Consider the following 26,224-nt stretch of genomic DNA (forward strand, 5'->3'; position numbering starts at 1 on the left):
AAGCATTTCCGTCGCCTTTGCCCTTCGGTTCAACCCGGCTGGCGCTCCTCAATTGGAAATGGCGCGTAACGGCGCGGTGATCGCGCTGCGCTCCTCGCCATATTCATTGACGTTGGCGCGGCGCAAATCGCGCTTGTAACGCACATAATCGAACGCAGTCCCGCGGTGCAGCGCATAGCGATTGTCCCAGATCAGCAGGTCGCCCTGGCGCCATTTGTGCGCGTAGATAAACTTCTCCTGACTGGCAAAGGCGATCAATTCGTCGATCAGGGCCGTGCCCTCGGCGTCGCTCAGCCCCTCGACGCGGAACGCATGGCTGCCCACGAACAGGCTCTTGCGACCCGAGGGACTGATTCGCACCATAGGCTGCATCGCGCCCGGCATGATCTCGCGGATTCGGGCCGCTTCTTCGGGGCTGGCGCCGCCCTTGATGCGGCTGGCCGCAAAGCTGTGCTCGGCGACGAGAGGCTCGATGCGATCCTTCATCGCCTGCGGAAGTTCATCATAGACATGGCGCAGATCTACGAACTCGGTGTCGCCGCGCTCCGGGGGGACGATCACACCGCGCAGCATCGACCATTTGCTCGGCATGTCGTTGAAGCTGCTGTCCGCGTGGAAAATCTCATTGCCCTTGGCAAATTTGGCCCGCAGCGATTCGCGGTCCACGATCTCGCCGTTCACGTCGAGATTGGAGGCATCGTAGAGGCCATAAGCCATCCTGCGCGGCTCATCCGCGCGATACATGCCGGGCAGTTCGAGCGGGCCGAAGGCACGGGCAAAGCGCAGATGCTCCTCATCCGCGATATGCCCCTGGCCCCGGATGCACAGCACGACATGCTCGTCCATCAGGCGTTCGACGAGATCGATCAGCGCTTGGTCTGGGACTTGCGACAGGTCGGGGCCGGACAATTCGGCGCCAAAAATCGGATGCAGCCTCCTGACGTCCATAGCACCTCTCCCGTCTCACATGTTTGTGCAGCTTCTATTAATTCCGATTCAAATGATTTGCAAATTCAATGCTTGCGATGCCGAGCCGTCAAGGATCGACCAAGATGATCCGCAAGTCGTTGACGTTGGTGAGCGTTGGCCCGGGCGTGAACAGCGCGCCCACCTGACCGAGAGCGCCCCCGGCATCGTTGGCGGCCTGCACCGCCTCAACGTCGATGCCCGCCTCGTCTAGCGCAAAGCCGGTCTCCCCATCGACATAGGCGCCCGCGACATCCCGGTTGCCGTCCACCCCGTCCGTATCGGCGGCCAGCGCGGCGACGCCGGGATGGTCGGCGATCTGCCCGGCCAGCTCCAGCGCATATTCCTGATTGGGGCCACCGACCCCATGGCCGGTGACCGTCACCGTCAATTCGCCGCCCGAGAGCAGCGCGCAGCGTTGGGCGCGATTGTGCGCCAGGATCGCGGCCCGGGCATGACGGCGCGCGACTTCGCGCGCATCGCCATGGGCCTCCCGATCGAGAACGACCGGTTCATAACCCTGCGCCTGCAAAAATGCGGCGGCGGCATCCAGCGCGTCATCAGGGCGGACGACCACGTCAAACCGGCTTTGCGCCAGGCGGGGATCATCCGGTTTGATCGATTCGCTCCAGCCACCCGGATCGGCAATGCCATAGCGCGCCAGCACCGCTTGCGCCTGTGCTACCGTGCTTTCATCGCCCACGGTCGGGCCGGAGCCGATGTCCTGCGGCACATCGCCGACCACATCCGAAACGGCAAGGGTGACGACCTGCGCCGGCCAGGCAGCTGCCGCGAGACGCCCGCCCTTGATGCGCGACAGGTGGCGCCGCACCATGTTGATCTCGCCGATAGACGCGCCGGAGCGCACCAGCGCGCGGGTTACGGCCTGCTTGGCCGCGAGATCGAGCGCCGGGGATGGCGCTGCGAGCAGGGCCGAGGCCCCACCCGAAAGGAGCACCAGCAGCAGATCGCCTTCCCCCGCGCTTTCAGCCAGGGCGAGACAGCGCTCCGCCGCCGCAAGACCTGCAGCATCCGGCACGGGATGGCTGGCTTCAACCAGCTCGATGCGGGTGAGCGGGCCGCCATAGCCAGTGCGGGTCACGGCGAGGCCGGTGGCATCCGGCCAGTGCTGCTCCACTGCCTGCGCCATCGGCACGGCGCCCTTGCCTGCGGCGATGACGAGCACGCGCCCTTTGGGCCGGGGCGGCAGGGCCGCAATGAACGTCTCAGGCCGCTTGCACGCTGCGACAGCGACGGCAAAGGCCTCCTCCAGCAGAGCGCGCCGGTTCATGGCCATTTAGCGCGCCGCCAGGAAGGTTGCGACATTCTCGCCGGTGCGCCGCGCCACTTCCGTCACCGCCTGTGCGCTCAGCCACGCCGAGTGCGGCGTGACGATCACATTGTCGCGTTGAGCAAGGCGCAGAATGGGGCTGCCCGGTGGCGGCGGCTCGACCGGCGCCACATCGATTCCAGCGCCGCCGATATGGCCTGACGCCAGCGCGTCCTCCAGCGCATCGAGATCGATCAGGGCGCCGCGCGCGGTGTTGATGATGACGGCACCGGCCTTCATGCCGGCCAGCGTCTGCGCGTTGAGCATGTGCCGCGTGTCGTCCGTCAGCGGGCAATGCAGGCTGATGATGTCGCTGGTCGCCAGCACCTCTTCGAAGGCCATACGTCCCTCACCGGCCGGCTGCCCCTGGCGCCCGGCGAACACAACATCCATGCCCATCGCCTGCGCGCGGCTGGCGACGGCCTGCGCAATCGCGCCGCTGCCGAACAGGCCGAGCCGCTGCCCGGCAAGATCCCGCACGGGTGCAGCGAAGACGCAAAAGGCCTGGCCGTTCTCCCATTGGCCATCGACAACCGAATTGCGGAACGGCACCAGCCCGCGAGCGAGCGCGAGAATCAGCATCATCACATGCTCGGCGACTGATGTGCCGGCGTAACCCACCACATTGCGCACTTCGATGCCCCGGGCCTTGGCCGCGACGCTGTCGACCACGTCCGTCCCGGTCGCCGTCACGGCAATGAGCTTGAGGTCCGGCAGCGCGGCAAGCATGGCAGCGTCCAGCCGCACCTTGTTGATGATCGCCACCTGCGCGCCGGCGAGGCGGGCAGCCACATCCTGCGGCTCGGTGAAATCATGCTCGATCCACTCATGCGCGATATCGGGTCGGGGAATCTCGAACCCGCCCATCGTTATCTTGTCGAGATGCACAATGCGCGGCGCGCCGTGCGCTGCCTGCTCGTTCGTGCCCGTTGCCATGCGGATCGCTCTCCCTAGATCGTTCGCAATGCAACTATCTAGCGCGGCAGGCCAAGTCCAGCGCCTGATGCAGCGGCCCCGAAAGGCAATCAGCCCATTGGAGATTCGTACAGCAATCTCATAAGCTTGTCGGTGACGACATTGACCTGATCGATCTCCTTGTCGCTCAGCCCTTCCAGTACGGACGCACGGAAGGCGTGGGCAACCGCCATGATTTCATCCAGCGCTTCCTGCCCCGCCGGCGTGAGCTGGATCAGCTTGGTGCGCCGGTCGCTGGGGTCCTGCAACCGCACCACCAGCCCATCGGCTTCCAGTGTATCGAGCATCCGCGTCAGGGTCGGCCCTTCAATGCCGATCCGCTTGGCGATGGCAATCTGAGCACTCGGTTCCGGCGACCGGGCGATCGTCGAGAGCGCTTCCATGCGGGCCGAACCATAGCCCAGCGGACGCAGGCGCTCGTCCAGCATCGCGCGATAGCGGCGCGCGACGAGGATCATGCGATAGGTGAACCCATATTCGCGATCCAGCCGGCTCCCGCCCGTGATCGTCGGCAGGACGATGGCTGCCGGTTCCTCAGAATTCTCAGCCAATAGTAACCCCCACGTGGCCGGCGCGCCTGATTGCAAGTCGTTCCAAAGGCCCGATCATTTGCCCCCTGTCAACCCGAGAGCTGACGCCCGGCCGGATTGCCGCCCAGCCGGCCGGCGTATCGCAATGCACAATTGAGTGTTGACGCTGCCCGTCCGCCACGCCAGATGCTTGGGCACAAGCCCGCGAGGGTTGGAGAGGACGACAGAAAAGATTGTTGGGAGTTGCTGCAATGTCCACCCTTCGCGCGCTGTCGACTCGCGCTCATGCTGCCCTGATCCTCCCTTGCCTCGCCGTTCTTTCGGCCTGTGGCGGCAGTGCCGAACCGGCCCAGAACAATGTTTCCGAAGCTGACAATATGCAGGAAAACGCCGTGAACGCGGCGGAAAACCCTGTCATGAATGAAGCCAGCAATCAGGCGGCGGCCACACCCGCGCCGGTTGCCCAGGCGACAGAGGCTGCAGCCGCAAAGCCTGCCGCCGAAACCGCAGCACCCAAGGAAACCGCAGCGGCCACTCCGGCCCCCGCGAAGGTCGCAACATCTGCGCCCGCCAGTGCCCCTGCCGCCGCGCCGGGGGGCGACGCCGCCAATGGCGCCAAGCTGTTCGCACAATGCCGCGTGTGCCACTCTGTCGAGCCTGACAAAAATGGTCTTGGCCCGTCGCTCCACGGCGTGGTCGGTCGCAAGGCCGGCACGCTGGCCGGGTTCAATTACTCGCCGGCCGTCAAGGGCAGCGGCATTACCTGGTCGGCATCTGCGCTGAACACCTATCTGCGCTCGCCGATGAAGGCGATGCCGGGCACGAAGATGGCGTTCGCGGGCATTGCCGACGATGCCAAGCGCGCCGACGTCATCGCCTATCTCCAGACGCTGAAATAAACCCCCAGGCTGAAGCCGAGCCCATAAGATCCGGCTTCAGCGGGACGACCTGAACCGGTCTGGCGCGTAGATGGATGCATCGATGTGCCGGACCGCCGTCGGCAGCGCCTCGCCGAGCAACGTGGCCGCGCCGATCTGTGCTGCGGCCGGCGCCGTCTGCATGCCGAAACCGCCCTGCCCCGCGAACCAGAAAAAGCCGGGCGCATCCGCATCATAGCCATAGACGGGCAGCCGGTCGGGCGCGAAGCTGCGGAGTCCTGCCCATTTATGCTCCACGGCCGCGACCGGCCAGTCGGTGACCTGCATGAACCGGTCGACCGCGCGCGCGACATCCAGTTCTTCCGGCACCACGTCGCGTGCATCGTCCGGCGTTTCGTCATGCGGGGTCACCCACAAGCGCCCCTGACCTTCCGACTTGAAGTAAAAGCTTCCATCGAGCGCGATGACCAGCGGGACATGCGCAGGCGCCGTTGGGCAGCGCAGTTGCACGACCGTCCGGCGCAGGGGCGTGATGCCCAGCGGCGCGACGCCGCAACGCCGGGCGACATCATCGGCCCAGGCCCCGGCTGCATCGACGATGACGCCGCACGACAGCGGCCCGTCGCTGGTCTCCACAGCCCAGCCAGCGCCCTCGCGGCGCGCGGACAGCAGCCGATTCGTCAACCGCTCTACCACGCCGCCGCGTCGTGCGGCCCGCCGATAGGCAGCGAGCAGGCCTCCGGTATCGATGTCCGCACAGGAGGGGGCCGCGACACCGATCGTCCATTCGTCCCGGATGCCCGGCACAGCCTCGGCAAGCGCCTCCCGCCCGAGTCGCGTGAACTGGACGTCGCTGCTCGCGAAATCGGCGATCAAGCGGTCAGCCAGCACCTGCTGATCATGGCGGCCGAGATGGATGGCGCCGCGCGGCGAGAGAAAGCCATGCTCGGAAAATGACGGCTCCGGCCGCGCCAGCATCGGCCCGCTCGCACTGGTCAACGGCTGCACGCCGGGGCCGCCATAGGTTTCTTCCCAGAACGCCACCGACCGCCCGGACGCGTGATAGCCGGGCTGATCTTCCTGCTCGATGAGCATGACCCGAGCGTTGCCGGCAATGCCAGCGGCCAGACTGAACCCGGCGATCCCGCCGCCGACGATCAAGATATCGACCGAGGTCATCGGCACCGCTCCGAATCGGTGGCAGCGCGGCAAAGCCAGGGAATGCACGGGAGATAGTGGTTACGCTTTGGTAAGGCGTACACTCTAGTCGTGCCCCATCATGTCGGGTGTCTGGATATCGACAGCGCTCAGCGCCATGCTGGCTTTGCTCCTCATATGGGGAGCGACGACGGACCTGCGCAGCCGAATCATATCCAACCGACTCAATCTGGCCATCGCGCTGCTCGCGCCCTGCTGGTGGTGGGCCAATGGCCTGTCCTTCTATCCTGACGTTCTGCTGCAAATCGGCCTTGCCGCCGCAGTTTTCCTGCTGTTCACGGGCTTGTTCGCGCTCGGCATGATGGGCGGGGGCGACGTCAAGATGCTTGGCGCGCTGGCCTTGTGGCTTCCGCTGGCGGCAATGTCGACCCTCATCATCGTCATGGCGCTGATCGGCGGCCTGGTCACCATCGTGACCGTCGTCCACCACCGGACGACGCGCCGAATCGGCCAGCCGGAGATCCCCTATGGCGTCGCCATCGCGCTCGCGGGCCTTTGGGTTCTCGGCGAACGCTATCTTAACCATTTGACTTAATGATCACGCGAATTGGGGCCGGGGGTGGCTCCGCCGACTGGAGGCGAGTTTCGAAATGGAACCGAAGAAGATCGCGCTGCTTGCTGGCGCGTTGATCATAGCGGTGGCGGCGGCGTTTCTCGCCCGATCCATGTTCACCAGCGGCGGGGGATCGCCACAGGCAACGGCATCGGCCATGCCGGATACCGCGCAGATGCCGCATGTGCTGGTGGCCACCAAGCCGCTGCCGGTCGGGACGATCGTCGGGCCGGATGCCTATCGCTTCCAGCCTTGGCCGAAGGAACTGGTCGAGGACGCCTATTATATTCAGGGGAAAGCCGACGAGGCCCAGATGGTCGGCGCGGTCGTGCGCACCGCCATCGCGGCAGGCCAGCCGGTCACGCAGGGATCGCTGATCAAGCCGGGCGACCGCGGCTTCCTCGCCGCAGCCCTCAGCCCCGGCATGCGCGCCGTGACAGTGCCTGTCTCCGTGCAGAGCAGCGTTGCCGGTTTTGTTTTCCCCGGTGACCGCGTCGACCTGGTGCTCACGCAGAGCGTGCCCGGCGGCGGCGACGGCCCGCCCCTCAAGGTCTCAGAGACCATCCTGCGTAACCTGCGCGTGCTGGCGACCGATCAGCGCACCAACGCCCTCGATGAATCGGGCAATCCGGTGGTGCGGACGTTCTCCAACGTGACCATGGAAGTCACGCCGCGCATGGCCGAAAAGATCAGCGTCGCGCAGACCGTTGGCGCTCTGTCGCTGGCCCTGCGCTCGCTGGCCGACAACACGCAGGAGCTGGAAGCCGCGCTGGCCTCCGGCGACATCGATGCGGTGGATGCCGAGAATGGCGGCAACACGCTGATCACCGCCGCGCGGCCGGTCGATGGCCGCTCCACCTATTCTACCGGTGCCGACGTTTCGCGCTACCAGCGCAGCACCGTCCCCGCCAAACCCATCGACCCCTCGGGCGCGCCGTCCGGCAATGGTCCGATGGTGCGCGTGGCGCGGGGGACGGCGGTCACCAATGTCGAGCTGGGGAGCAAGTGAGATGAGCAGCCCGTCCAGGCTCCGTATGGCGCGCACCGCGACCGGCGTTCTTGCCACCGCGCTTGCCCTGACCGTCAGCGCTACCGTTGCGCCGGCCCTTCATGCCCAGGCGACCATGGCGCCCAAGACGGACGGCACGCTGCTGCTGGCCGTTGGCGAGAGCCGGGTGATCAACCTGCCGGCCAATCTCACTGACGTGGTGATCGCCAACCCCAATGTGGTCGATGTGCATGTCCGCTCGCAGCGGCAGGTCTATCTGATCGCAAAGGCATCGGGCGAAACCAACGTGTTCATCACCGCGCGCGACGGCAAGATGCTCTACGCCAATGCCGTGCGGGTGGGGAACAACATCACCAGCATCGACCAGATGCTCCGCCTCGCCATGCCTGAATCGGATGTGCAGGTGAACACCATGAACGGCATGGTGCTGCTCACCGGCACCGTCGCCGCACCGGAAGACGCTGCCGAGGTCCAGCGGCTCGTTCAGGCATTTTCGGGCGCCGACACCAATGTCGTCAGCCGGCTGCGCACCGCGACGCCGCTGCAGGTCAACCTGCAGGTGCGCATCGCGGAAGTGAACAAAAACTTCACGAAATCGCTGGGCTTCAACCTCATCACGCAGGACACGACGGGTGGCTTCCTGTTCGGCATCGGTCGCGGCAATCCCGGATCGCTGGCGACGGGCCAGTTCAACGTCATCGAGAACGGCACGTCCATGGCCTTCTCCGGCAATCTGCTGGGCCTCGATGTGCTCGGCACGCTCGATCTGGCCGAAAATCAGGGCCTTGCGGTCACGCTGGCCAATCCGAACCTGACGGCGCTCTCCGGCGAGACCGCGAGTTTCCTCGCGGGCGGCGAGGTGCCGATCCCCATCGCAACCCAGCAGCAGGTCAGCGTCGAATATAAGCAATATGGCGTCAGTCTGGCGTTCACTCCCACGGTGCTCGCCAATGGCCGCATCTCGATGCGCGTGCGGCCCGAGGTCTCGCAGCTCGACAGCAGTTCGGCGGTGCGTGTGAGCGGGTTCGACATTCCCGGCATACAGACCCGCCGCGCGGAGACGACCGTGGAACTCGGCTCGGGCCAGAGTTTCATGATCGGCGGCCTGCTCTCTACGGCGAGCGGCAACACGATCGAGAAGACGCCGTTCCTGGGCGACATCCCCATCCTCGGCAATCTGTTCAAGTCGCAGAGCTATCGGCGTCAGGAAACCGAGCTGGTGATCATCGTCACGCCCTATCTCGTGCGCCCGGTCGACGCGCGCCAGATCGCGCTGCCGACCGACGGCTATCGCAATGCCGATGACGCGCAACGCATTCTGGGCGGGCAGATCCAGGACGGCAGATCCGGCGACGCCCGGCCTACGCCACAAGCCCTGCCTGCTAAGACCGTAGAGCAGGGCAGCGTCGCCGCGCACTCGGGCAATGCCGCACCCGGCTTCAGCTTCTGAGGTGGAAGGACGAGAGATGATCAAGACAAGCTTCTTCCGCACAGCCGGCACCACAACCCTGCTGGCGCTGGCCCTCATCGGCCAGTCCGCCGATGCCCGCTCTCGCGAGGTCAATCGCGGGGTCGAGCCAGTGCATCAACCGGTCGTCGAGCGCACCGATTTCGTCTTCGACTTGAACCCGGACGGCGCAGGCACGCTCAGCCGCATGGACGAGCGCCGGTTGACCGTCTGGTTCAAGGCCCTTGGCCTTGGCTATGGCGACCATGTGACGCTCGCCGGCGATACCAGCGGTTCTCTGGCGCTGCGCGATGGCGTGACGCAGGTCGTGGGGCGCTACGGTCTGCTCGTGGATGGCGAGGCGCCACTGACGGCAGGCGCACCGCCCATCGGCGGCCTGCGCGTCGTGGTCAGCCGCTCGGTCGCCAGCGTGCCGGGCTGCCCGACATGGCGGGACAAGGCGGAAGCCAATTTGAGTGGCGGCCTGAGCGACAATTATGGGTGTGCCATGGCCACCAACCTCGCAGCCATGGTCGCCGATCCGCGCGACCTGGTGGAAGGGCGCGAGGGCGGCCTGGACGTCACCAATGTCGTGAACAGCAAAGCCATCAAGACCTATCAGGAGACGGCCCCGACGGGCGCCGGCGGCCTGCAGGGCATGTCGGTGGGAGGCAAGTGAGATGAACGCACCCTGGAAAGCCGGCGGACCGCATGGCCGCGATGCGTTTCACGCCTATGTCTGCGACGATCATAGCCTCGAGGTTCTGCGGACGGCGGTGCAGGAGATGGGCTGGCCCACCGAGAAGCTCTACAAGGGCGGGCTGCGCAACGCTGTGCAGTCGCTCTCGATGTCCGCAAGCCCCAACATCCTCTTTGTCGACCTCTCCGAATCGGCCGACCCGCTCACCGACATCAACAGTCTGGCGGAGGTCTGCGAGCCGGGCACGGTGGTGATTGCCTCGGGGCAGGTGAACGACGTGCGCCTGTACCGCGATCTCGTCGCCAGCGGCCTGCAGGATTATCTGCTCAAGCCGCTCGCCGTCGACACCATGCGCGATATTCTCACCGGCGCTCAGGCGGTCTTCCTGACGCCCAAGGCAGAGGTGGCGAGTGAGCGGGCGCACATGATGGTGTCTGTCGTTGGCGCGCGCGGGGGCGTCGGCGCCTCCACTGTCGCCACGTCACTCGCTTATCTCACCAGCGCGCGCGGCAAGCGCTCGACGGCCCTGCTCGATCTCGACGTGCATTTCGGCACCGGCGCCCTCGCGCTCGATCTCGAACCGGGGCGCGGCCTCACTGATGCGGTGGAAAATCCCAGCCGCATCGACGGGCTCTTCATCGAGCGCGCCATGGTCCGCGCCAGCGAAACGCTGGCCGTGCTCTCGGCCGAAGCGCCGATCAGCCAGCCATTGCTGACGGACGGATCGGCTTACTTCCAGCTGGAGGAAGAGCTGCGGTCTGCTTTCGAATGGACGTTCGTGGATATGCCGCGTGGCATGTTGGTCCAGCACCCGCATTTGATCCATGAATCCAGCGCCATCGTGCTGGTCACCGACTTCACGCTCGCGGCGGCGCGCGATACCATCCGCATCCTCTCCTGGCTCAAGACGAACGCCCCGCAATCGCAGGTAATCGTGGCCGCAAACAAGGTGCAGGTCGGCGTGGCGGAGATCACCCGCAAGGACTTCGAGCAGAGCATCGAGCGGGCCATCGACGTGGTGCTGCCCTATGACGCCAAGGTCACCGCCCAGGCGGCCAAGCTGGGCAAGACGGCAGCGGAAAGCGGCCGCTCCAGCAAGCTGGGCCAGGCCTTGCTCGATCTGAGCAACCGACTGAACTCGGCCGACCTCGCCGAGACGGGTGCCAAAGGCAAGAGCGGCGGATCGCTGATCGGCCGGCTGCTGGAGGTGAAGATTCCGGGCAAGGCGAAAAAGAAGATGGATGCCGATTCTGTCCCGGGCAACGACTGACGCGATGCCAGCGCCTGCGAGCAAGACGTAACTGGATGAGACCCTGATGAATAGCCAGCTTCTCCTGCTGATCCTGCTCGCGGCGATGGCGATCGCCTTGCTGGTCATGGCCCTCTCCGGGCCGTCCGCCGACCGTGTCGGGAGCCGCCGGATCGCCGCCATTCGTGGGCGCCATGCGAGCAGCGAGAGCAACCAGATCGAAGCGCGGATGCGCAAGGCGATTGCCGCCCGGGGGCTCGATCAGGGGCATCTGTTCACATCGCTGATCCCGAACCCGGAATTGCTCGCCACTCGGCTGCGCATGACGGGCAAGAAATGGACGCTCAGCCAATATGTCACGACGTCCGTCGCGCTGGCGATTGCCGTGCTCGCCATCATGGTGCTGCGCGATTATTCGTTTCTTCTGTCGGTGCTCGTCGCGACCGCGATCGGCTTCGGGGTCCCGCATTTCGTCGTCGGTCGGCTGATTGCCCGCCGGGTCAACAAATTCACCACCAATTTTCCTGACGCGCTCGACCTGCTCGTGCGCGGCCTGCGTTCCGGCTTGCCGGTGGGCGAGACGATGATGGTTGTCAGCCAGGAAATCCCCGGGCCGGTGGGTGAGGAATTCAAGCTCATCACCGAGCGGATCAAGATTGGCCAGTCGATGGACCAGGCGCTGCAGGAAACCGCTGCCCGGCTCGGCACGGCGGAATTCAAGTTCTTCTGCATCACCATCAACATCCAGCGCGAGACGGGCGGCAATCTGGCCGAAACGCTCGCCAACCTCAGCAACGTTCTGCGCCAGCGCGCGCAGATGAAGCTGAAGATTCGCGCCATGTCGTCCGAGTCCAAGGCATCGGCCTACATCATCGGCGCTCTGCCCTTCATCGTCTTCGGGCTGATCAGCTGGATCAACTTCAAATATATGTCGGCCTTTTTCATCGGCGATCCCAATGGCGTGTTCGGCCTCAGCCTGATGCAGGTCATCGCCATCGGCGCGATGATGTGGATGAGCATCGGTGTGTTCATCATGGCCAAGATGATCAGCTTCGAGATCTGAGGGGAGCGCGCGATCATGCAATCCACCGGCGCCACGCTCTTTGGCCTCACCGCAGCCGATCTCGGCACCTTGCTTGCCGCCATGGCGACCTTCGCCGTGCTGGTCGCGCTCTACGCCGCCACGACGGTGCGCAATCCGATGGGCCGGCGTCTGCGGGCGCTGAACGATCGCCGCGAGCAGCTCAAGGCCGGCATCATCGTTGCCCCGTCCAAGCGGCGGACCAAGATCGTCCACCAGAGCGACACGACCGACTGGATGCAGCGCTTCCTGTCCTCGCTCAAGGTGCTGCAGGACGATCAGGTGAGGGATGCGCAGAAGAAGCTCGCCCAGGCCGGCATCCGCTCCAAAGAATATGCCATCGCGGTGATTTTCGCGCGGCTGGTGCTGCCAATCGCCGTGGGCGGCTCGGCCGCTCTGCTGATTTACGGCTTTGACCTCTGGCCCCACTGGGGACCGCTCAAGAAGTTCGGCGCCTTCGCCGGGGCCCTGCTGCTCAGCTACAAGGCGCCGGACCTCTATGTTGGCAACAAGGTCACCAAGCGCTCCGATGCGATCCGCAAGGGTATTCCCGATGCGCTCGATCTGCTGGTGATCTGCGCCGAGGCCGGCCTGACCGTGGATGCCGCCTTCGCGCGCGTCGCCCGCGAACTGGGCTCGGCCTATCCCGAACTGGGCGAGGAATTTCAGCTCACCTCCATCGAGCTGTCCTTCCTCACCGAGCGGCGCATGGCCTTCGAAAATCTGGCCGAGCGGGTGGATGTCGAGGCGCTCAAGGGTGTCGTCACCACGATGATCCAGACCGAGAAATACGGCACGCCGCTGGCCTCTGCGCTGCGCATCCTCTCCGCCGAATTCCGCCATGAGCGCATGATGCGCGCCGAGGAAAAAGCGGCGCGCCTGCCGGCGATCATGACCATCCCGCTGATCCTGTTCATCCTGCCGACGCTGTTCGTCGTCATTCTTGGCCCGGCGGCCTGCTCCATCAAGAAGGCGTTGCTTTAAACGGGCATTTCATCGCGGCTCGCCTTGCGGCCGCGTGGCCCGTGCGCCACTAGGACAACAGTCGCCATCGTGGAACCGGCTATCAGGAGACCGACACTGCCCGCCCAGATCATCACGCCGGTCATCCTCTCGGGAGGATCGGGCACGCGGCTCTGGCCGGTCAGTCGCAACGAGCGCCCCAAGCAGTTCATTGCCCTCACTGCGCCGGAAACCATGTTCGAGCTGACGCTTGGTCGGATTGCCGGCCTGGTGCGCAGCGCGCCGCCGATTGTCGTTGCGAACGCGGCCCATGCCGAGCTCATCCGCAAACAGGCGGGGCCCGAGCCGACGCTGATTCTCGAACCGAGCGCCCGCAACACGGCGCCTGCCATCGCGCTCGCCGCGCTTGCCTTGGAAGAGAGCGACAGCGCCATGCTGGTGATGCCGAGCGATCATGTGATCGCTGACGTCCCGGCTTTCCATGCCGCCATCGAGCGCGCCCGGCCGCTGGTCGCCGATGGCTGGCTCGTGACCTTCGGTATCGAGCCGACCGCACCGGAAACTGGTTTTGGCTATATCGCGCTCGGGGACGAACTGGCTGCGGGCGTCAACACCGTCAGCCGCTTTGTCGAAAAACCTGACGCAACCCGCGCCGCACAGATGCTCGCACGGGGCGGGCATGTTTGGAACGCCGGCATCTTCCTGTTTGGCGCACGCGACTTTCTTGCCGCACTCGCGACGCACCAGCCCGCGATGTTGGCCGCTGCGCGCGCGGCGATGGCGGCAGCCACCCGCCAAGGTGCCGCGATTCTGCCGGATGCCTCAGCCTTCGCGCAATGCCCGTCCGACTCGATCGATTATGCGGTGATGGAACGGGCGGACAAGGTCGCCTGCGTCCCGGTCAGCATGGGCTGGTCCGACGTGGGGAGTTGGGATGCGCTCTACGACCTCGCCGACAAGGATGAGGCGGACAATGCCCTGCAAGGCGCTGCCTATGCCATTGATGCCAGGGGCTGCCTGATCCGCAGCGATGGCCCGGCCGTGACCGTCGTCGGGGCGGAGGACCTGATCGTCATCGCATCGGGCGACGAGATCGTCATCCTGCCGCGCGGGCGCTCTCAGGATGTCCGCAAGGCTGTCGCGGCGCTGAGCGAGCGGTCGGGGCGGTCATGAATCGCGCCCGCCCTCACTGGCTGCGGGCACTGCTGATCGTCTTGGCGTTGATGATCGTCCTGCCGGTTGTCGCGCAGTTCGTGTAGAGCGGCAAAGGGCACTTCCAAGCTCAACACGCTCGTGGCAAGGCGGCCCCACGCAGCAAGGACAATCCGATGACCGACAAGCCCACCATCCTCGTCACCGGCGGCGCCGGCTATATCGGCAGCCACGCCGTGCTGGCGCTGGTTGATGGGGGATGGCCGGTCGTCGTGGTCGATAATCTCACCACCGGCTTCCGCTGGGCCGTGCATGAGAAAGCCGCGTTCGTGGAAGGCGATATCGGCGACGCCGCGTTCATGGAAGGCGTGCTGCGGCAGCATGACGTCAAGGGCATCATGCACTTCGCAGGCTCCATCATCGTCCCTGAATCCGTCGAGAATCCGCTCAAATATTATCGCAACAACACCGCCAACAGCCGCGCCCTCATCGAGGCGGCTGTTCAGGCCGGCGTGCCGCACTTCATCTTTTCCTCCACCGCCGCTACCTATGGTATTCCCAAGGAAAGCCCGGTGCCCGAAGACAGCCCCAAGCAGCCGATCAACCCTTACGGCATGTCTAAGCTGATGACCGAGATCATGCTGGCGGACGTCGCCGCGGCCCATCCGCTCAATTTCTGCGCGCTGCGCTATTTCAACGTCGCCGGCGCGGACCCGCAGGGGCGGTCCGGCCAGTCGACGGCGGGTGCGACCCACCTCATCAAGGTCGCGGTGGAAGCGGCACTGGGCAAGCGCGAGAGCGTCGCGGTCTTCGGCACGGATTTCGACACGCCGGATGGCACCGGTGTGCGCGATTACATCCATGTGAGCGATCTGGCTGCCGCACATGTGCTGGCGCTGGAAGCGCTCATGGCCGAGCCGGAGCGCAATCTGACGATGAACTGCGGCTATGGCCGTGGCTTCTCGGTGCTGGACGTACTCGACGCGGTGGACCGGGTGACGAACCGCAAGGTGGAGCGCCGCATCGAAGGCCGGCGCGCTGGCGATCCGCCGGCGCTCATCTCCGACAACAGCCGCATCAAGGCCACCCTGCCCTGGCAACCCGCTTATGCGGATCTCAACACCATTGTCGATCACGCGCTGGCATGGGAGCGCAAGCTCTCGGACATCCGCGGCGACAGCTGAGCGGTTCAGCGCCGGTGCGGCGGGATCGCCCAGTGCGCGGCAAAGTCTGAGGGTTTCTCCGCGAACAACGCCTCGCCCAGCCGGGTCGCCTTGCGGGCAAGAGCCTCGGCGCGTTTGTGCGCCAGAGCAGCGAGGTGCGCCGCCGCAGCGGGGTCGGACAGCAATCCACCATCCTGACGCAGGCGCGCGATCAGCATGTCGAGATCGTGCCGGTCGCCCAGTAGGTCGCCGAGACGATCGGTCCTGGCGAGGCGCCGCTTCGCGAGGTCCGGGTTCAACCGGCTCAGAAGGCGGATATGCTGGCCGTGATATTTGACGTGCTTGCGCCATGCATGACTGGCTTGCGCAGCAGCGGGCGTTCCGCTGACGGCCTCGAGCGCGCGCATCGCTTGCCGGGCCTGCCGATACGTCTTGCGCAAGCCCGGCAAGATCGCGTCCTCGCCCCGCGCGGTGAGCGCCCATGTCGGCGCGCGGACGCGGGCGGCGAGCAACGGCGCCCGACATGACTCGATCTGCTCGGCCATAGCCCCGGCAGCACCATGCCCCGGCGCTGCCCAATGTGACCGCAGCATCGCCCAGTCCTGGCGCGCCTCGTCCGCATCGATCAGGCTATCCAGCGTCTCGATCAGCACCGCGCTGTCCCGCGCGCCGGAAAGCATTGCTGCGATATCCCGGAAGGCGGCATTTTCGGCTTGATAGGCTGGAAAGGCGGGGCGGACGAGCCGCAGCAGGCCGCGCATCGCCTTGCAGGTCCGCCGCAGCTGATGAACGATTCGCGCGGGCGGCTCCTCAGCGCCGCGAAGGAGAGCGAGCGCCTCATCCAGCCGCTCGCAGGCGATCCGGCGGAAACCCTCCTCCACGGATGTATCGGACGATCTGAACCGAAACGGCATGTCGCGCCCACCCCCCTCGTGACGGGCCTGACGCTAAAGACTCGGGGCAGGCTGGTCCAGCTGGGATGCGGCGGAAGCCGGCCGCGCACGCCCTGCGCGCAGCCGCATGACCGCTCGCCAGCCGAGCAGCGCCGCCACGATCCCCCCGTAGATCAGCGGCGAGCGTGTATCGGCCTTCACCAGCAGGAAATAGTGCACGACGCCCATGATCGCGATGAGGTAGACAAGCTGGTGCAAGCGCCGCCATGCGCGCACGCGCATCTTGCGCCGGATGCGATTGGCGGAGGTGATCGCCAGCGGGACCAGCAGCACGAAGGCTGCCATGCCGATGGTGATGTAGGGCCGCTTGACGATATCCGCGACGATGAACGACCAGCCGAACTGCTGGTCCACGGCCACATACATGATCAGATGCAGCGCCACATAGGCAAAGGCCCACAGGCCAATGCGGCGGCGATAGCGCAACAGCGCCGGCATTTTGAGCAGCTTGGCCAGTGGACTGATCGCCAGCGTGATGCACAGGAAGCGCAGGCCCCACAGGCCCAGCTCACGCAACACATATTCGATGGGATTGGCCGTGAGTCCACCGGTCAGGCCCTGCCAGACGAACAGCAGCAGGGGCGCCACGCACAGCAGCCAGACCAGCGCAGAGATCAGGCGATCGCGCGTCTTCCTGGTCATGCCGTCAGTAAAGCTTCTTGGGGTTCATGCCGCGATAGAGACTCGCAACCTGATCGCCATAGCCATTGAACGGCAGCGTCTTGCGGCGCAGCAGCTCGCCGATGCGCCGCTCACGCGCCTGCGACCAGCGAGGATGATCCACATCCGGGTTCACATTGCCGTAAAAGCCATATTCGTCGGGCGCGAGCATCTGCCAGCTGGTGCGCGGCTGGCGGTCGGTTAGCGTGATCCGCACGATCGACTTGATGCCCTTGAAGCCATATTTCCACGGCACGACCAGGCGAATGGGCGCGCCGTTCTGGCGGGGGAGCAGGCGGCCATAGAGGCCCACCGAAAGCAACGTGAGGGGATTCATCGCCTCATCCAGCCGCAAGCCTTCGCGATAGGGCCATTCGATCACGTTCCGGCGCTGGCCGGGCATCTGCTTGGGATCGTTGAGGGTCTGGAAAGCCACATATTTAGCGCTGCCGAGTGGCTCCACTTCGCGCAGCAGCGCGGAGAGAGGAAAGCCGATCCATGGAATGACCATCGACCAGGCCTCGACGCAGCGCATCCGGTAGATGCGTTCTTCCAACGGAAAGCGGCGCACGATGTCTGAAATATCGAACTTACGCGGCTTCTGGCACAGGCCATCCACGGCGACGGTCCAGGGCGCGATTCGCAGGCTGCCGGCATTGGCCGCCGGGTCGCTCTTGTCAGTGCCGAACTCGTAGAAATTATTGTAGGTCGAGACGTCCGCAAAGGGCGTCGGCGTCTCGTCGATCTTCATCTTGTTGGATGAGAATTTGACTGTCGCCGGCGCATCCGCCGCCATCGCCGCCGGCGCGATCAGTCCGGCGGCGCCGATGCCGGCCACACCGGCAATGAACTCGCGCCGGCGCAGATACAGCGCTTCATCGGTGACGTCGTTTTCGGTCAGGTCGGCAGATTGACGGATCAGCATGGCAAGACTCTCCTGCCCCCAGAGCCGGAACAATGCCTGCCCTTGGCTGCATGTGCAATGAACATGGCCATGACCGAAGGGGCAATAACCCCTCCCGCCAGACGCAAAAGCCGGTTTCCATCCGCCGCACCAGCCTCTAGGGGCGCAGATCATGGATCATTTCGCTTACAAGGATGGCGTGCTGCACGCCGAGGACGTGCCGATGGCGGCGATTGCCGAGGCCGTCGGGACACCGGTCTACATCTATTCGCGCGCCACGCTGGAGCGCCATGCCCGCGTGTTCCGCGAGGCGCTGGCCGGCCTGCCGCGCAAGCACATCGCCTTTGCCATCAAGGCCAACCCCAATCTCTCCGTGCTGCGCGTGCTGGCGCGCGAGGGCTATGGCGCGGATATCGTCTCGGGCGGCGAGATGCAGCGCGCGCTGGCGGCAGGCATGCCGGCCAAGGACATCGTCTTCTCCGGCGTTGGCAAGACTCGCGCTGAACTGAGCGCGGCGCTGGAAGCCGGGATCGGCCAGTTCAACATCGAGCTGGAGGAGGAGGGCGCCGTCCTCGCCGAGATCGCCGCCGCGATGGGCAAGACCGCCGATGCCGTGCTGCGCGTCAACCCGGACGTCGATGCCGGCACGCACGCCAAGATCTCCACCGGCATGAAGGAGAACAAGTTCGGCGTTCCCATCGACCAGGCGGGCGGCATCTTCCAGCGGCTCTGCGCCCTGCCCGGCCTCAATCTGCGCGGCATCGCCACGCATATCGGCAGCCAGTTGTTCGACCTCGCCCCGCTCGAAGCCGCCTATGGCAAGATCGGCGCGCTGATGGGCGAACTCCGCGCGGCCGGCCACACCATCGACCGCATCGATCTGGGTGGTGGACTCGGCGTGCCCTATGAACGCACGAAGGTGCCGCCGACGCCGGCCGATTATGGCGCAATGGTGGAGCGGGCGACCAAGGGCTGGGACGTCACGCTCTATTTCGAGCCGGGCCGCGTGATCGTCGGCAATGCCGGCGTGCTGCTCACCCGCGTCATCTGGGTGAAGCCCGGCGTCATCCGCCCCTATGTGATCGTTGATGCGGCCATGAACGACCTCGCCCGGCCCGCCATGTACGATGCCTTTCACGATTTCGAGGCTGTCGCGCCGACCGGCGAGCGGATCGTGGCCAACATCGCTGGCCCGGTCTGCGAGAGCGGCGACACCTTCGCCATGGCCCGCGATATCGACGTGGTGAAGACCGGCGATCTCGGCATCTTCCGCACCGCCGGTGCCTATGGCGCAACGATGGCGAGCACCTACAATTCGCGCGCGCTGGTGCCCGAAGTGATGGTGGATGGCGACCAGTTCGCCGTCGTTGCCGACCGCATCATGCCCGAGGCGATCATCGCCGCCGAGCGCCTGCCGGATTTCCTCAAGGACTGAGCATCGGCCGCAAGGGGCAGACGGACGGGCCAGGACCGGCTAGGAGTGCGCCATGCACAGCCTTCCGCTCTTCGTCACCCTGTCGGGCCAGCCGGTCATCCTGCTCGGCACCGGCGAGGCCGCCGACGCCAAGCGCCGGCTGATCGAGCGCGCCGGCGGCGTGCCGGTTGCGGACGAGAATGCCACTGCCCGCATCGCCTTCGTGGCGCTGGAGGATGAAACGGCCGCTCAAGCCGCCGCAGAGCGGCTCAAGGCGCGCGGACTGCTGGTCAATGTCGTCGACCGGCCAGCCTTGTGCGATTTCACGACCCCCGCCATTGTGGACCGCGATCCGGTGCTGGTCGCCGTTTCCACGGGCGGCGCCTCCTCGGGGCTGGCCGCAGCCTTGCGCCAGCGGCTGGAGACGATCCTCCCGGCACGGCTTGGCGCCCTCGCCAGCGCGCTCAATGCCGCCAAGGCCGCAATGCGGGAGGCCTGGCCCGATGCCCGCGACCGCCGCCGCGCGCTTGGCGAGGCGCTGGCGCCGGGCGGCATGCTCGACCCCTTCGGCACGCCTGCGGTAGACCCGTGGCTGGAAGCGCGCATCGCGCCGGCCTCTCGCGCCGTGCATGTCATCGCCTTGCGCTCGGACGACCCGGATGACCTGACGGTTCGGGAAGCCCGCACGCTCGGCCAGGCAGACCGCATCCTGTTCGCCCCCGACACCCCGCCCGCCATTCTCGCCCGCGCCCGCGCCGACGCGGAACGCCTGCCGCTCAGCGCGGAAGAAGCTCCGCCCGAAATGCCGGGGCTGACCGTCTGGCTCGTCCCGGCCGAGGATTGATAGGCCTTTCCGCCGTCAGCGCCGGGAATCCCGGCTCAGGAGATCGTTCATGACGTCACATCCCTCCGCCCCCGCAGCCTCGCCCGCCCTATCGGTCGCGCTCGATGCCCGCGCCGCACTTGGCGAAGGGCCGCGCTGGCACGCCGCCGAGCACCGGCTTTATTGGGTGGATATCCTGCGCAATGAACTGCACCGCTTCGACCCAGAAACGGGCGCGGACGAGATGCGCCCCTTCGCCCAGCCGGTCGGCTGCTTCGCCTTCCGCGCGGCCGGTGGCTTGCTGCTGGCGATGAAAGACGGCCTCGCCATTCTGGCCGACTGGGGCTCCGAGCCGCAGCCCTTTGGCGATCAGATTCTCTCGGACAAGCCGGACCTGCGCTTCAATGATGGGCGGACGGATTCGGCCGGGCGGTTCTGGGTGGGCAGCGTCAACATGGCCAAGAGCGCGCATGATGCCGCGCTCTATCGCGTCGGCACGGATGGGGCGATCGACCTGATCGAAGGCGGCATGCTCACCTGCAACGCTGCTGCCTTCAATGCGTCGGGGACGACCTTCTGCCACGCGGACACCCCCAGCCACGCCCTGCGCGCCTATGATGCCGATCCGGCGAGCGGCACGCTCTCCAACCGCCGCATCCTTCACCAGTTCGAGCACGGCACCGGGCGCCCCGATGGCGGATCGTTCGATGCGGAGGGTTGTTACTGGAGCGCCCTGTTCGAGGGTGGCCGGGTTGTGAGGCTCTCGCCCGAAGGCGAGTTGCTCCAGACGGTGACGCTGCCGGTCAGCCGACCGACCATGATCGCATTCGGGGGTGAGGATCTGCGCACCGCTTATGTCACCACGGCGCGGGCCGGGCTGCACGAGGAGGCGTTGGCACGCGAGCCGCATGCCGGCGCGATTTTCAGCTTTCCCGTCGATGTGCCGGGTCTGCCCGAGGCACCCTTTGGCGGCTAAGCCTAGGCTTTGTTGGCTCGCTTGGCGAAGCGGGTCACAAACACCGGGGGGCTGGTCACGTAGCAGGCCTGTGCGAGCGGCAGCGCCGTTTCGCAGACGGCGCATTGGGCACTGACGCGTCCGACATACCATTGGGTGCTGGCGCAATCGGGACAGTGATTGAGCTTGCCAGGCTCGTAACGCGCGCCAATGGCCGTGCCATCGAATGATTTGACGTGAATGCCCGGGTGACGAACGGCAGAGCTCAAAGCCTGCACAGGTGAATGCGCCATGTCACGATCCTTCCGGCGATGAAAACGTCCCGCGCGTTCGCGGGTTCCTGCCTGTGCCAACGGCTCGGCGCATCTGTCTCTTGTCGGGACGATTTACCGCGCGCGCCATGATGGCGACTTGCGACGGGTGCGACCCGTGCCCCCCGCGGCGGGTTGATCCGCACAATCCCCCCTCGCCTCTGCCCTAGAGCGGGGCTATAAGCGCCGGGATGATGACCGACCCCCGGACACGCCCCCTCTCCAAGGACAATCATGTCAGAGCATAATCCCGGCCTGCGCCCGTGGCGCGACATTGCGCGGCGCGAGTGCCGCCAGATCATGGTCGGCAACGTGCCGGTCGGCGGCGGCGCGCCCGTGACCGTGCAGACCATGACCAACACCCCCACCTCCGACGCGAAGGCAACGATCGACCAGATCCGCCGCTGCGAGGAAGCCGGTGTCGACCTCATCCGAGTTTCCTGCCCGGACGTGGAGAGCACGGCGGCGATGAAGCAGATCGTCCGCGCTGCCAAGGTGCCGATCATCGCGGACATTCATTTCCACTATAAGCGCGCGCTGGAAGCCGCCGATGCGGGCGCGGCCTGCCTGCGCATCAATCCCGGCAATATCGGCTCCGCCGCGCGCGTGAAGGAAGTGGTGGATGCCGCCAAGGCCAATGGCTGTGCCATCCGCATCGGCGTGAATGCCGGCAGCCTCGAAAAGGACCTCCTGGAAAAATATGGCGAGCCCTGCCCCGAGGCGCTGGTGGAGAGCGCGCTCGACCATATCAAGCTGCTGCAGGACCAGGACTTTCATGACTATAAAGTCGCGGTGAAGGCCAGCGACGTGTTCCTGGCCGTCGCGGCCTATATGCAGCTTGCCGACGCGGTGGACTGCCCGCTGCACCTTGGCATCACCGAAGCCGGCGGGCTTATCGGCGGCACGGTGAAGAGCGCCATCGGCATCGGCAACCTGCTCTGGGCGGGCATCGGCGACACGATCCGCGTCTCGCTCTCGGCCGAGCCGGAAGAGGAAGTGCGTGTCGGCTACGAGATCCTCAAGTCGCTCGGCATCCGCACGCGCGGTGTCCGCGTCGTCTCCTGCCCGAGCTGCGCAAGGCAAGGCTTCGATGTGATCCGTACGGTCGAGGCGCTGGAAAGCCGCCTGCAGCACATCAACACGCCAATCTCGCTCTCCGTGCTGGGCTGCGTGGTCAATGGCCCAGGCGAAGCGCGGGAGACCGACATCGGCCTCACCGGCGGCGGCAATGGCAAGCATATGGTCTACCTCTCCGGCGTGACCGATCACCACATCAACGATGCCCAGATGATCGACCACATCGTCGCGCTGGTAGAAGCCAAGGCGGCCGAGATCGAAGCGGCCAAGCTTGAGGCCGAAATGAGCGATGCTGGCAATGCCAGCGCCGTGGCGGCCGAATGACCGACCGGCCCGACATGGCCCCCTCCGCGCCGAGCCGTGATCTGCGCGCGCCGCAGACGCAGGCTGCCTTACGCGTCACGGGCGCCAGCGCCACGGGGGCGGTGGCGACCGGTGCGAGGGCGACGGGGGCCTCCGCGACCGGCGCAGTTGCGGTCGGCGCCTTCGCATTGGGTGCCCTCGCCATGGGCGCAATTGCCATCGGCGCGCTCGCCATCGGGCGACTGCGCATCGGACAGGCGCGTATCAGCCGGCTGCGGATCGACACGCTGGAAATCGGGAACGCCGTTCGCACCGGGGAAACGCCTCGCCGGTGAGGCTGGCAGTCCCGGCGTCGGCCGTAGCGCGCCCAGCATGCCGAAAAACCGGGGACTCTTGACGCCGAGTCCGTGAAAGAGGATTGTCGCCGCGCGGAACATTTCGGGCACGGCGCGTGCGTGACCCCGCCGCGCCGGACGAAGGAGTGAGTGGCAATGGCAAGTCGGGCACCGATGAATCGGACCCCCGAATGGCAGGCGATGCTGCGCCGGAGCCTGATCCGCATCGGCACCTTTGCTGGCTCGGTCGGGCTGTACGCGCTGGCGCTGTTTCTGCTGCTGGCCCTGCTCAGCTACAAGGTGAGCGACCAGGCGCTGAACACCGCCGCCGGGCCGGAGACGCGCAACCTGATGGGCGCCGCCGGTGCCTGGGCGGCAGACATTCTCTTCACCTTTGCCGGCCTGCCCGCCTTGCTGCTGCTGCCCTTCATCCTCGTCTTCGCGCGGCGCCTGTGGGCCGATGCGGACATGAGCGGCTGGCAGGGGCAGATCGCTAAATGCCTCGGTGGCCTGCTGCTCATCGGCACGGGCCTGTGGATTGCCCAGCCCGAACCGCTGGTCGGGCTGCCGGCCCGGTGGGGCGGCGTCATCGGCTTCCTGTTCGCCCACGGCCTCACGGCCCTGACGGCGCGCCTTGGCGAAACCGCCGACCTCATTCTGCAATGGCTCCTGCTGGCGGCGTTCATTGCGTCCGGCCTATGGCTGTGGGTCCGCAGCCTCGCGCTCGAAAAGCCGCTTTGGCATCTCGCCCGCCCCGCCCTGCCGCTGCTCTCCAGCCTTGGCTCCTTGCGGACGGCGAAAGCTCGCAGCCTGGATGTCGCCGAGCCCGAACGCGACCCGCATCCCGAGCGCGAGGCGGAACCACGGCGCCCGGTGGACACCACACCCCGCCAGCCGATCACCATCCAGTCGCCGAGCAGCGCCGCCATTCCCAAGGCGTTCGGCCCGGTTTCGGGACAGGAAGACCTGTTCGGCAATGGCGCGCTGCCATCTCCCGATCTGCTGTCACCCGCGCCGGCCAGCGCAGTCAGCAAGATCGACCGGCCGGGCTTGGAGCGCAATGCGCGACTGCTGGAAAGCGTGCTCGATGACTTCCACGTCAAGGGCGCGATCACCGAGGTGCGCCCCGGCCCCGTCGTCACCATGTACGAGCTGGAGCCTGCCCCCGGCATCAAGGCCAGCCGCGTCATCCAGCTCGCCGACGACATCGCCCGCAACATGTCCGCGCTCTCGGCGCGCGTCGCCACCATTCCGGGGCGGACGGTGATCGGCATCGAGCTGCCCAATGCGGACCGCGAATCCGTGGTGCTGCACCAGCTCATCACCAGCCAGCAATTCGCCGAACAGAAGGGCGGCCTGCCCATCATCCTCGGCAAGAACATTTTCGGTGAGCCGGTCATTGCCGATCTCGCCGGCATGCCGCATCTGCTCGTCGCGGGTACGACCGGCTCGGGCAAGTCGGTCGGCCTCAACACCATGCTGCTCTCGCTGCTCTACCGGATGACACCGGACGATCTGCGCCTGATCATGATCGACCCGAAGATGCTGGAACTGAGCATCTACGACAACATCCCGCATCTGCTCTCCCCGGTCGTCACCGAGCCGGCCAAAGCCATCCGCGCGCTTAAATGGGCAGTCGAGCAGATGGAGGATCGCTATCGCATGATGGCCTCCATCGGCGTGCGCAACCTGGCGGGCTATAATGAGAAGGTCCGCGGCGCCCGTGCCAAGGGCAAGTCGCTGGGGCGCCGCGTGCAGATCGGCTTCGACGAGCAGACCCGCCAGCCGATCTACGAGGAGGAGGAGCTGGATTATCAGCCGCTGCCGCAGATCGTGGTGGTGGTCGACGAGCTGGCCGACCTGATGATGACGGCCGGCAAGGAAGTCGAATTCCTGATCCAGCGCCTCGCGCAGAAGGCGCGCGCGGCCGGCATCCACCTCATCCTCGCCACGCAGCGCCCCTCGGTCGACGTCATCACGGGCGTCATCAAGGCGAACCTGCCGACCCGCATCAGCTTCTTCGTCACCTCGAAGATCGACAGCCGCACCATCCTGGGCGAGCAGGGCGCCGAGCAGCTGCTGGGGAAGGGCGACATGCTCTACATGGCGAGCGGCAAGGGCCTGATGCGCGTCCACGGGCCGTTCGTGAGCGATGACGAGGTGCGCGGCGTCGCCGACCATTGGCGCTCCAAGGGCCAGCCAGATTACATTTCCGCGGTCACCGAGGAGCCCGAGGATGGCAGCTTCGCGCTCGATGGCGTCGATCTCGGCGATGACAGCGCCGATGCCAAGCTGTTCCGCAAGGCCTGCCAGCTCGTGTTCGAGAACCAGAAGGCCTCGACCAGCTGGCTCCAGCGCCAGATGCGCATCGGCTATAACAGCGCGGCGCGCCTCATCGAGCGGATGGAAAATGAAGGCATGGTCGGCGCGCCCAACCATGTAGGCCGCCGGGAAGTGCTGCGCGACGAAATGGGCAATCCCAAGTAAGAGCGGCCCGTTGCCCCGCCCCCGGGCGCGGGAACGCGCTACGGCGCGCGGCATTCAGTGGATATTCAACGGCAGGGACCTATCCGGGCGCGATGATCAGACTTCCCAAACTCACCCGGCGTTCCGCCACCCTCTCTTTGATGCTCAGCGCGCTCGCGGCACCGGCCTTGGTGCCGGCGAGCCCGGTTGCTGCGCAGGCCGCGCGGTCGAGCGATCTGGCGAGCGTCAGCACGGCGGTTCGCGGCATCACCACATTGAGTGGCGACTTCACCCAGACCGACCGCAACGGGCAGGTGCAGAATGGTAAGCTGCTCTGGAAGCAGCCGGGCAAGATCCGGTTCGATTATGGCGCCGGCGATCTGCTCATCGTTGCCGACGGCAGCTCGCTCTACATGATCGACTATCAGGTTGCGCAGGTGCAGCGCTGGCCGATCCGCAATTCACCGCTCGGCGCGTTGCTCGACCCCAAGCGCGATATCACCCGCTATGGCAAGATCGTCGACACGGGCGATCCGCGCGTCGTCTCGGTGGAGGTGCGCGATCCCCAGCATCCCGAATATGGGGTGATCACGCTCATCTTCACGCGCAAGGCAGGCGTGCCGGGCGGGCTCTCGCTCTATGGTTGGGTAGCGCTGGATGCGCAGGGCAACCGCACCAACATCCGCCTGAGCAACCTGAAATATGGCGCGCCCATTGCCGATTCGGCCTTCCGCTGGCGCGACCCGCGCGGAACCCGCGGCCCGCGCTGATCCGGCCGCGAAACCGGCGACCGGCCGCGCCACCCCGAA

The 26,224-nt window shown here is 66.1% G+C and carries 26 protein-coding genes; 17 read left to right on the forward strand and 9 right to left on the reverse strand.

Annotated features, from left to right (window positions below):
* Window positions 1–48: 48 nt before the first annotated feature.
* The 4 genes from M2342_RS00290 to M2342_RS00305 form a co-directional block, all read right to left on the reverse strand.
* Window positions 49–948 carry a TauD/TfdA dioxygenase family protein gene (locus M2342_RS00290; protein WP_264577616.1) on the reverse strand — a complete coding sequence of 300 codons (900 nt, stop codon included), beginning with the start codon at window positions 946–948 and terminating at the stop codon, window positions 49–51.
* A gap of 88 nt (window positions 949–1,036) precedes the next feature.
* Window positions 1,037–2,257, reverse strand: a complete 1,221-nt coding sequence (locus M2342_RS00295; protein ID WP_264577617.1) for a glycerate kinase — start codon at window positions 2,255–2,257, stop codon at window positions 1,037–1,039.
* 6 nt (window positions 2,258–2,263) lie between these two features.
* Window positions 2,264–3,232 (reverse strand): NAD(P)-dependent oxidoreductase, encoded by a 969-nt coding sequence (locus tag M2342_RS00300; protein WP_181561227.1) that lies wholly within the window; start codon window positions 3,230–3,232, stop codon window positions 2,264–2,266.
* Window positions 3,233–3,321: 89 nt separating this feature from the next.
* Entirely contained in the window at window positions 3,322–3,822 is a 501-nt protein-coding gene (locus tag M2342_RS00305) for a MarR family winged helix-turn-helix transcriptional regulator (RefSeq protein WP_181561226.1), read from the reverse strand.
* A 230-nt stretch (window positions 3,823–4,052) separates the two neighbouring features.
* On the opposite strand from M2342_RS00305, the gene M2342_RS00310 reads away from it, so the two are divergent.
* A complete protein-coding gene (locus M2342_RS00310; protein WP_264577618.1) occupies window positions 4,053–4,700 on the forward strand; it encodes a c-type cytochrome in 648 nt (215 codons plus the stop codon).
* A gap of 36 nt (window positions 4,701–4,736) precedes the next feature.
* Here M2342_RS00310 and M2342_RS00315 read toward each other — a convergent pair whose 3' ends face one another.
* Window positions 4,737–5,858, reverse strand: a complete 1,122-nt coding sequence (locus M2342_RS00315) for an NAD(P)/FAD-dependent oxidoreductase (RefSeq protein WP_264577619.1) — start codon at window positions 5,856–5,858, stop codon at window positions 4,737–4,739.
* 100 nt (window positions 5,859–5,958) lie between these two features.
* Here M2342_RS00315 and M2342_RS00320 point away from each other — a divergent pair, with 100 nt between their 5' ends.
* The 9 genes from M2342_RS00320 to galE all read left to right on the forward strand — a co-directional run bounded on the left by M2342_RS00320 (window position 5,959) and on the right by galE (window position 15,235).
* Entirely contained in the window at window positions 5,959–6,432 is a 474-nt protein-coding gene (locus M2342_RS00320; protein ID WP_181561223.1) for a prepilin peptidase, read from the forward strand.
* A gap of 55 nt (window positions 6,433–6,487) precedes the next feature.
* Window positions 6,488–7,459 carry a Flp pilus assembly protein CpaB gene (gene cpaB / locus M2342_RS00325; RefSeq protein WP_181561222.1) on the forward strand — a complete coding sequence of 324 codons (972 nt, stop codon included), beginning with the start codon at window positions 6,488–6,490 and terminating at the stop codon, window positions 7,457–7,459.
* Window position 7,460: 1 nt separating this feature from the next.
* Entirely contained in the window at window positions 7,461–8,909 is a 1,449-nt protein-coding gene (locus M2342_RS00330) for a type II and III secretion system protein family protein (RefSeq protein WP_264577620.1), read from the forward strand.
* Between the two features lie 16 nt (window positions 8,910–8,925).
* Window positions 8,926–9,585: a CpaD family pilus assembly protein gene (locus M2342_RS00335; protein WP_264577621.1), complete on the forward strand. Its 660-nt coding sequence runs from the start codon at window positions 8,926–8,928 to the stop codon at window positions 9,583–9,585.
* A gap of 1 nt (window position 9,586) precedes the next feature.
* Complete coding sequence (locus M2342_RS00340; protein WP_181561220.1) at window positions 9,587–10,876, forward strand: AAA family ATPase; 1,290 nt, start codon at window positions 9,587–9,589, stop codon at window positions 10,874–10,876.
* Between the two features lie 46 nt (window positions 10,877–10,922).
* Window positions 10,923–11,918 carry a type II secretion system F family protein gene (locus tag M2342_RS00345; RefSeq protein WP_264577622.1) on the forward strand — a complete coding sequence of 332 codons (996 nt, stop codon included), beginning with the start codon at window positions 10,923–10,925 and terminating at the stop codon, window positions 11,916–11,918.
* A 15-nt stretch (window positions 11,919–11,933) separates the two neighbouring features.
* Entirely contained in the window at window positions 11,934–12,920 is a 987-nt protein-coding gene (locus tag M2342_RS00350; RefSeq protein ID WP_264577623.1) for a type II secretion system F family protein, read from the forward strand.
* A 69-nt stretch (window positions 12,921–12,989) separates the two neighbouring features.
* On the forward strand, window positions 12,990–14,072 hold the full coding sequence (locus M2342_RS00355) for a mannose-1-phosphate guanylyltransferase/mannose-6-phosphate isomerase (protein ID WP_264577624.1): 1,083 nt from the start codon (window positions 12,990–12,992) through the stop codon (window positions 14,070–14,072).
* A 155-nt stretch (window positions 14,073–14,227) separates the two neighbouring features.
* A complete protein-coding gene (gene galE, locus M2342_RS00360) occupies window positions 14,228–15,235 on the forward strand; it encodes a UDP-glucose 4-epimerase GalE (RefSeq protein WP_264577625.1) in 1,008 nt (335 codons plus the stop codon).
* Window positions 15,236–15,240: 5 nt separating this feature from the next.
* Here galE and M2342_RS00365 read toward each other — a convergent pair whose 3' ends face one another.
* The 3 genes from M2342_RS00365 to msrP are packed head-to-tail and all read right to left on the reverse strand — an operon-like array spanning window position 15,241 to window position 17,752.
* Window positions 15,241–16,128 (reverse strand): CHAD domain-containing protein, encoded by an 888-nt coding sequence (locus tag M2342_RS00365; protein ID WP_264577626.1) that lies wholly within the window; start codon window positions 16,126–16,128, stop codon window positions 15,241–15,243.
* Between the two features lie 33 nt (window positions 16,129–16,161).
* Window positions 16,162–16,809, reverse strand: a complete 648-nt coding sequence (locus M2342_RS00370; protein WP_264577627.1) for a sulfite oxidase heme-binding subunit YedZ — start codon at window positions 16,807–16,809, stop codon at window positions 16,162–16,164.
* 4 nt (window positions 16,810–16,813) lie between these two features.
* Window positions 16,814–17,752, reverse strand: a complete 939-nt coding sequence (gene msrP / locus M2342_RS00375; protein ID WP_264571757.1) for a protein-methionine-sulfoxide reductase catalytic subunit MsrP — start codon at window positions 17,750–17,752, stop codon at window positions 16,814–16,816.
* Between the two features lie 151 nt (window positions 17,753–17,903).
* On the opposite strand from msrP, the gene lysA reads away from it, so the two are divergent.
* Genes lysA through M2342_RS00390 form a run of 3 tightly spaced genes read left to right on the forward strand, consistent with a single transcriptional unit; the run spans window position 17,904 to window position 20,944 of the window.
* The gene (lysA, locus tag M2342_RS00380) at window positions 17,904–19,166 is read left to right on the forward strand and encodes a diaminopimelate decarboxylase (RefSeq protein WP_264577628.1); all 1,263 of its coding nucleotides are present in this window, start codon (window positions 17,904–17,906) and stop codon (window positions 19,164–19,166) included.
* A 52-nt stretch (window positions 19,167–19,218) separates the two neighbouring features.
* Window positions 19,219–19,989, forward strand: a complete 771-nt coding sequence (locus M2342_RS00385) for a siroheme synthase (protein ID WP_264577629.1) — start codon at window positions 19,219–19,221, stop codon at window positions 19,987–19,989.
* Window positions 19,990–20,038: 49 nt separating this feature from the next.
* A complete protein-coding gene (locus tag M2342_RS00390) occupies window positions 20,039–20,944 on the forward strand; it encodes an SMP-30/gluconolactonase/LRE family protein (RefSeq protein ID WP_264577630.1) in 906 nt (301 codons plus the stop codon).
* 2 nt (window positions 20,945–20,946) lie between these two features.
* Here the strand turns inward: M2342_RS00390 and M2342_RS00395 are convergent, their stop codons facing one another.
* The gene (locus M2342_RS00395) at window positions 20,947–21,216 is read right to left on the reverse strand and encodes a hypothetical protein (RefSeq protein WP_264577631.1); all 270 of its coding nucleotides are present in this window, start codon (window positions 21,214–21,216) and stop codon (window positions 20,947–20,949) included.
* A gap of 252 nt (window positions 21,217–21,468) precedes the next feature.
* Here M2342_RS00395 and ispG point away from each other — a divergent pair, with 252 nt between their 5' ends.
* The 4 genes from ispG (at window position 21,469) to M2342_RS00415 (ending at window position 26,185) form a co-directional block, all read left to right on the forward strand.
* On the forward strand, window positions 21,469–22,635 hold the full coding sequence (ispG, locus tag M2342_RS00400) for a flavodoxin-dependent (E)-4-hydroxy-3-methylbut-2-enyl-diphosphate synthase (protein WP_264577632.1): 1,167 nt from the start codon (window positions 21,469–21,471) through the stop codon (window positions 22,633–22,635).
* Entirely contained in the window at window positions 22,632–22,949 is a 318-nt protein-coding gene (locus tag M2342_RS00405; protein ID WP_264577633.1) for a hypothetical protein, read from the forward strand. Before ispG ends, M2342_RS00405 begins: the two co-directional genes overlap by 4 nt.
* A 156-nt stretch (window positions 22,950–23,105) precedes the next feature.
* Window positions 23,106–25,436 carry a DNA translocase FtsK gene (locus M2342_RS00410; RefSeq protein ID WP_264577634.1) on the forward strand — a complete coding sequence of 777 codons (2,331 nt, stop codon included), beginning with the start codon at window positions 23,106–23,108 and terminating at the stop codon, window positions 25,434–25,436.
* A 92-nt stretch (window positions 25,437–25,528) separates the two neighbouring features.
* The gene (locus M2342_RS00415; RefSeq protein ID WP_413715034.1) at window positions 25,529–26,185 is read left to right on the forward strand and encodes a LolA family protein; all 657 of its coding nucleotides are present in this window, start codon (window positions 25,529–25,531) and stop codon (window positions 26,183–26,185) included.
* The last annotated feature ends 39 nt before the right edge of the window (window positions 26,186–26,224 follow it).

This window comes from Sphingobium sp. B8D3A (assembly GCF_025961995.1).
In the GTDB taxonomy this organism is placed as follows: Bacteria; Pseudomonadota; Alphaproteobacteria; order Sphingomonadales; family Sphingomonadaceae; genus Sphingobium.

Bases quoted from the DNA above. Each gene is read 5' to 3' on its own strand.
- M2342_RS00290 (WP_264577616.1), bottom strand. From the start codon at position 948: ATGGACGTCAGGAGGCTGCATCCGATTTTTGGCGCCGAATTGTCCGGC.
- M2342_RS00295 (WP_264577617.1), bottom strand. From the start codon at position 2,257: ATGAACCGGCGCGCTCTGCTGGAGGAGGCCTTTGCCGTCGCTGTCGCA.
- M2342_RS00300 (WP_181561227.1), bottom strand. From the start codon at position 3,232: ATGGCAACGGGCACGAACGAGCAGGCAGCGCACGGCGCGCCGCGCATT.
- M2342_RS00310 (WP_264577618.1), top strand. From the start codon at position 4,053: ATGTCCACCCTTCGCGCGCTGTCGACTCGCGCTCATGCTGCCCTGATC.
- M2342_RS00315 (WP_264577619.1), bottom strand. From the start codon at position 5,858: ATGACCTCGGTCGATATCTTGATCGTCGGCGGCGGGATCGCCGGGTTC.
- M2342_RS00320 (WP_181561223.1), top strand. From the start codon at position 5,959: ATGTCGGGTGTCTGGATATCGACAGCGCTCAGCGCCATGCTGGCTTTG.
- cpaB (WP_181561222.1), top strand. From the start codon at position 6,488: ATGGAACCGAAGAAGATCGCGCTGCTTGCTGGCGCGTTGATCATAGCG.
- M2342_RS00330 (WP_264577620.1), top strand. From the start codon at position 7,461: ATGAGCAGCCCGTCCAGGCTCCGTATGGCGCGCACCGCGACCGGCGTT.
- M2342_RS00335 (WP_264577621.1), top strand. From the start codon at position 8,926: ATGATCAAGACAAGCTTCTTCCGCACAGCCGGCACCACAACCCTGCTG.
- M2342_RS00340 (WP_181561220.1), top strand. From the start codon at position 9,587: ATGAACGCACCCTGGAAAGCCGGCGGACCGCATGGCCGCGATGCGTTT.
- M2342_RS00345 (WP_264577622.1), top strand. From the start codon at position 10,923: ATGAATAGCCAGCTTCTCCTGCTGATCCTGCTCGCGGCGATGGCGATC.
- M2342_RS00350 (WP_264577623.1), top strand. From the start codon at position 11,934: ATGCAATCCACCGGCGCCACGCTCTTTGGCCTCACCGCAGCCGATCTC.
- galE (WP_264577625.1), top strand. From the start codon at position 14,228: ATGACCGACAAGCCCACCATCCTCGTCACCGGCGGCGCCGGCTATATC.
- M2342_RS00365 (WP_264577626.1), bottom strand. From the start codon at position 16,128: ATGCCGTTTCGGTTCAGATCGTCCGATACATCCGTGGAGGAGGGTTTC.
- M2342_RS00370 (WP_264577627.1), bottom strand. From the start codon at position 16,809: ATGACCAGGAAGACGCGCGATCGCCTGATCTCTGCGCTGGTCTGGCTG.
- msrP (WP_264571757.1), bottom strand. From the start codon at position 17,752: ATGCTGATCCGTCAATCTGCCGACCTGACCGAAAACGACGTCACCGAT.
- lysA (WP_264577628.1), top strand. From the start codon at position 17,904: ATGGATCATTTCGCTTACAAGGATGGCGTGCTGCACGCCGAGGACGTG.
- M2342_RS00385 (WP_264577629.1), top strand. From the start codon at position 19,219: ATGCACAGCCTTCCGCTCTTCGTCACCCTGTCGGGCCAGCCGGTCATC.
- M2342_RS00390 (WP_264577630.1), top strand. From the start codon at position 20,039: ATGACGTCACATCCCTCCGCCCCCGCAGCCTCGCCCGCCCTATCGGTC.
- M2342_RS00395 (WP_264577631.1), bottom strand. From the start codon at position 21,216: ATGGCGCATTCACCTGTGCAGGCTTTGAGCTCTGCCGTTCGTCACCCG.
- ispG (WP_264577632.1), top strand. From the start codon at position 21,469: ATGTCAGAGCATAATCCCGGCCTGCGCCCGTGGCGCGACATTGCGCGG.
- M2342_RS00405 (WP_264577633.1), top strand. From the start codon at position 22,632: ATGACCGACCGGCCCGACATGGCCCCCTCCGCGCCGAGCCGTGATCTG.
- M2342_RS00410 (WP_264577634.1), top strand. From the start codon at position 23,106: ATGGCAAGTCGGGCACCGATGAATCGGACCCCCGAATGGCAGGCGATG.
- M2342_RS00415 (WP_413715034.1), top strand. From the start codon at position 25,529: ATGATCAGACTTCCCAAACTCACCCGGCGTTCCGCCACCCTCTCTTTG.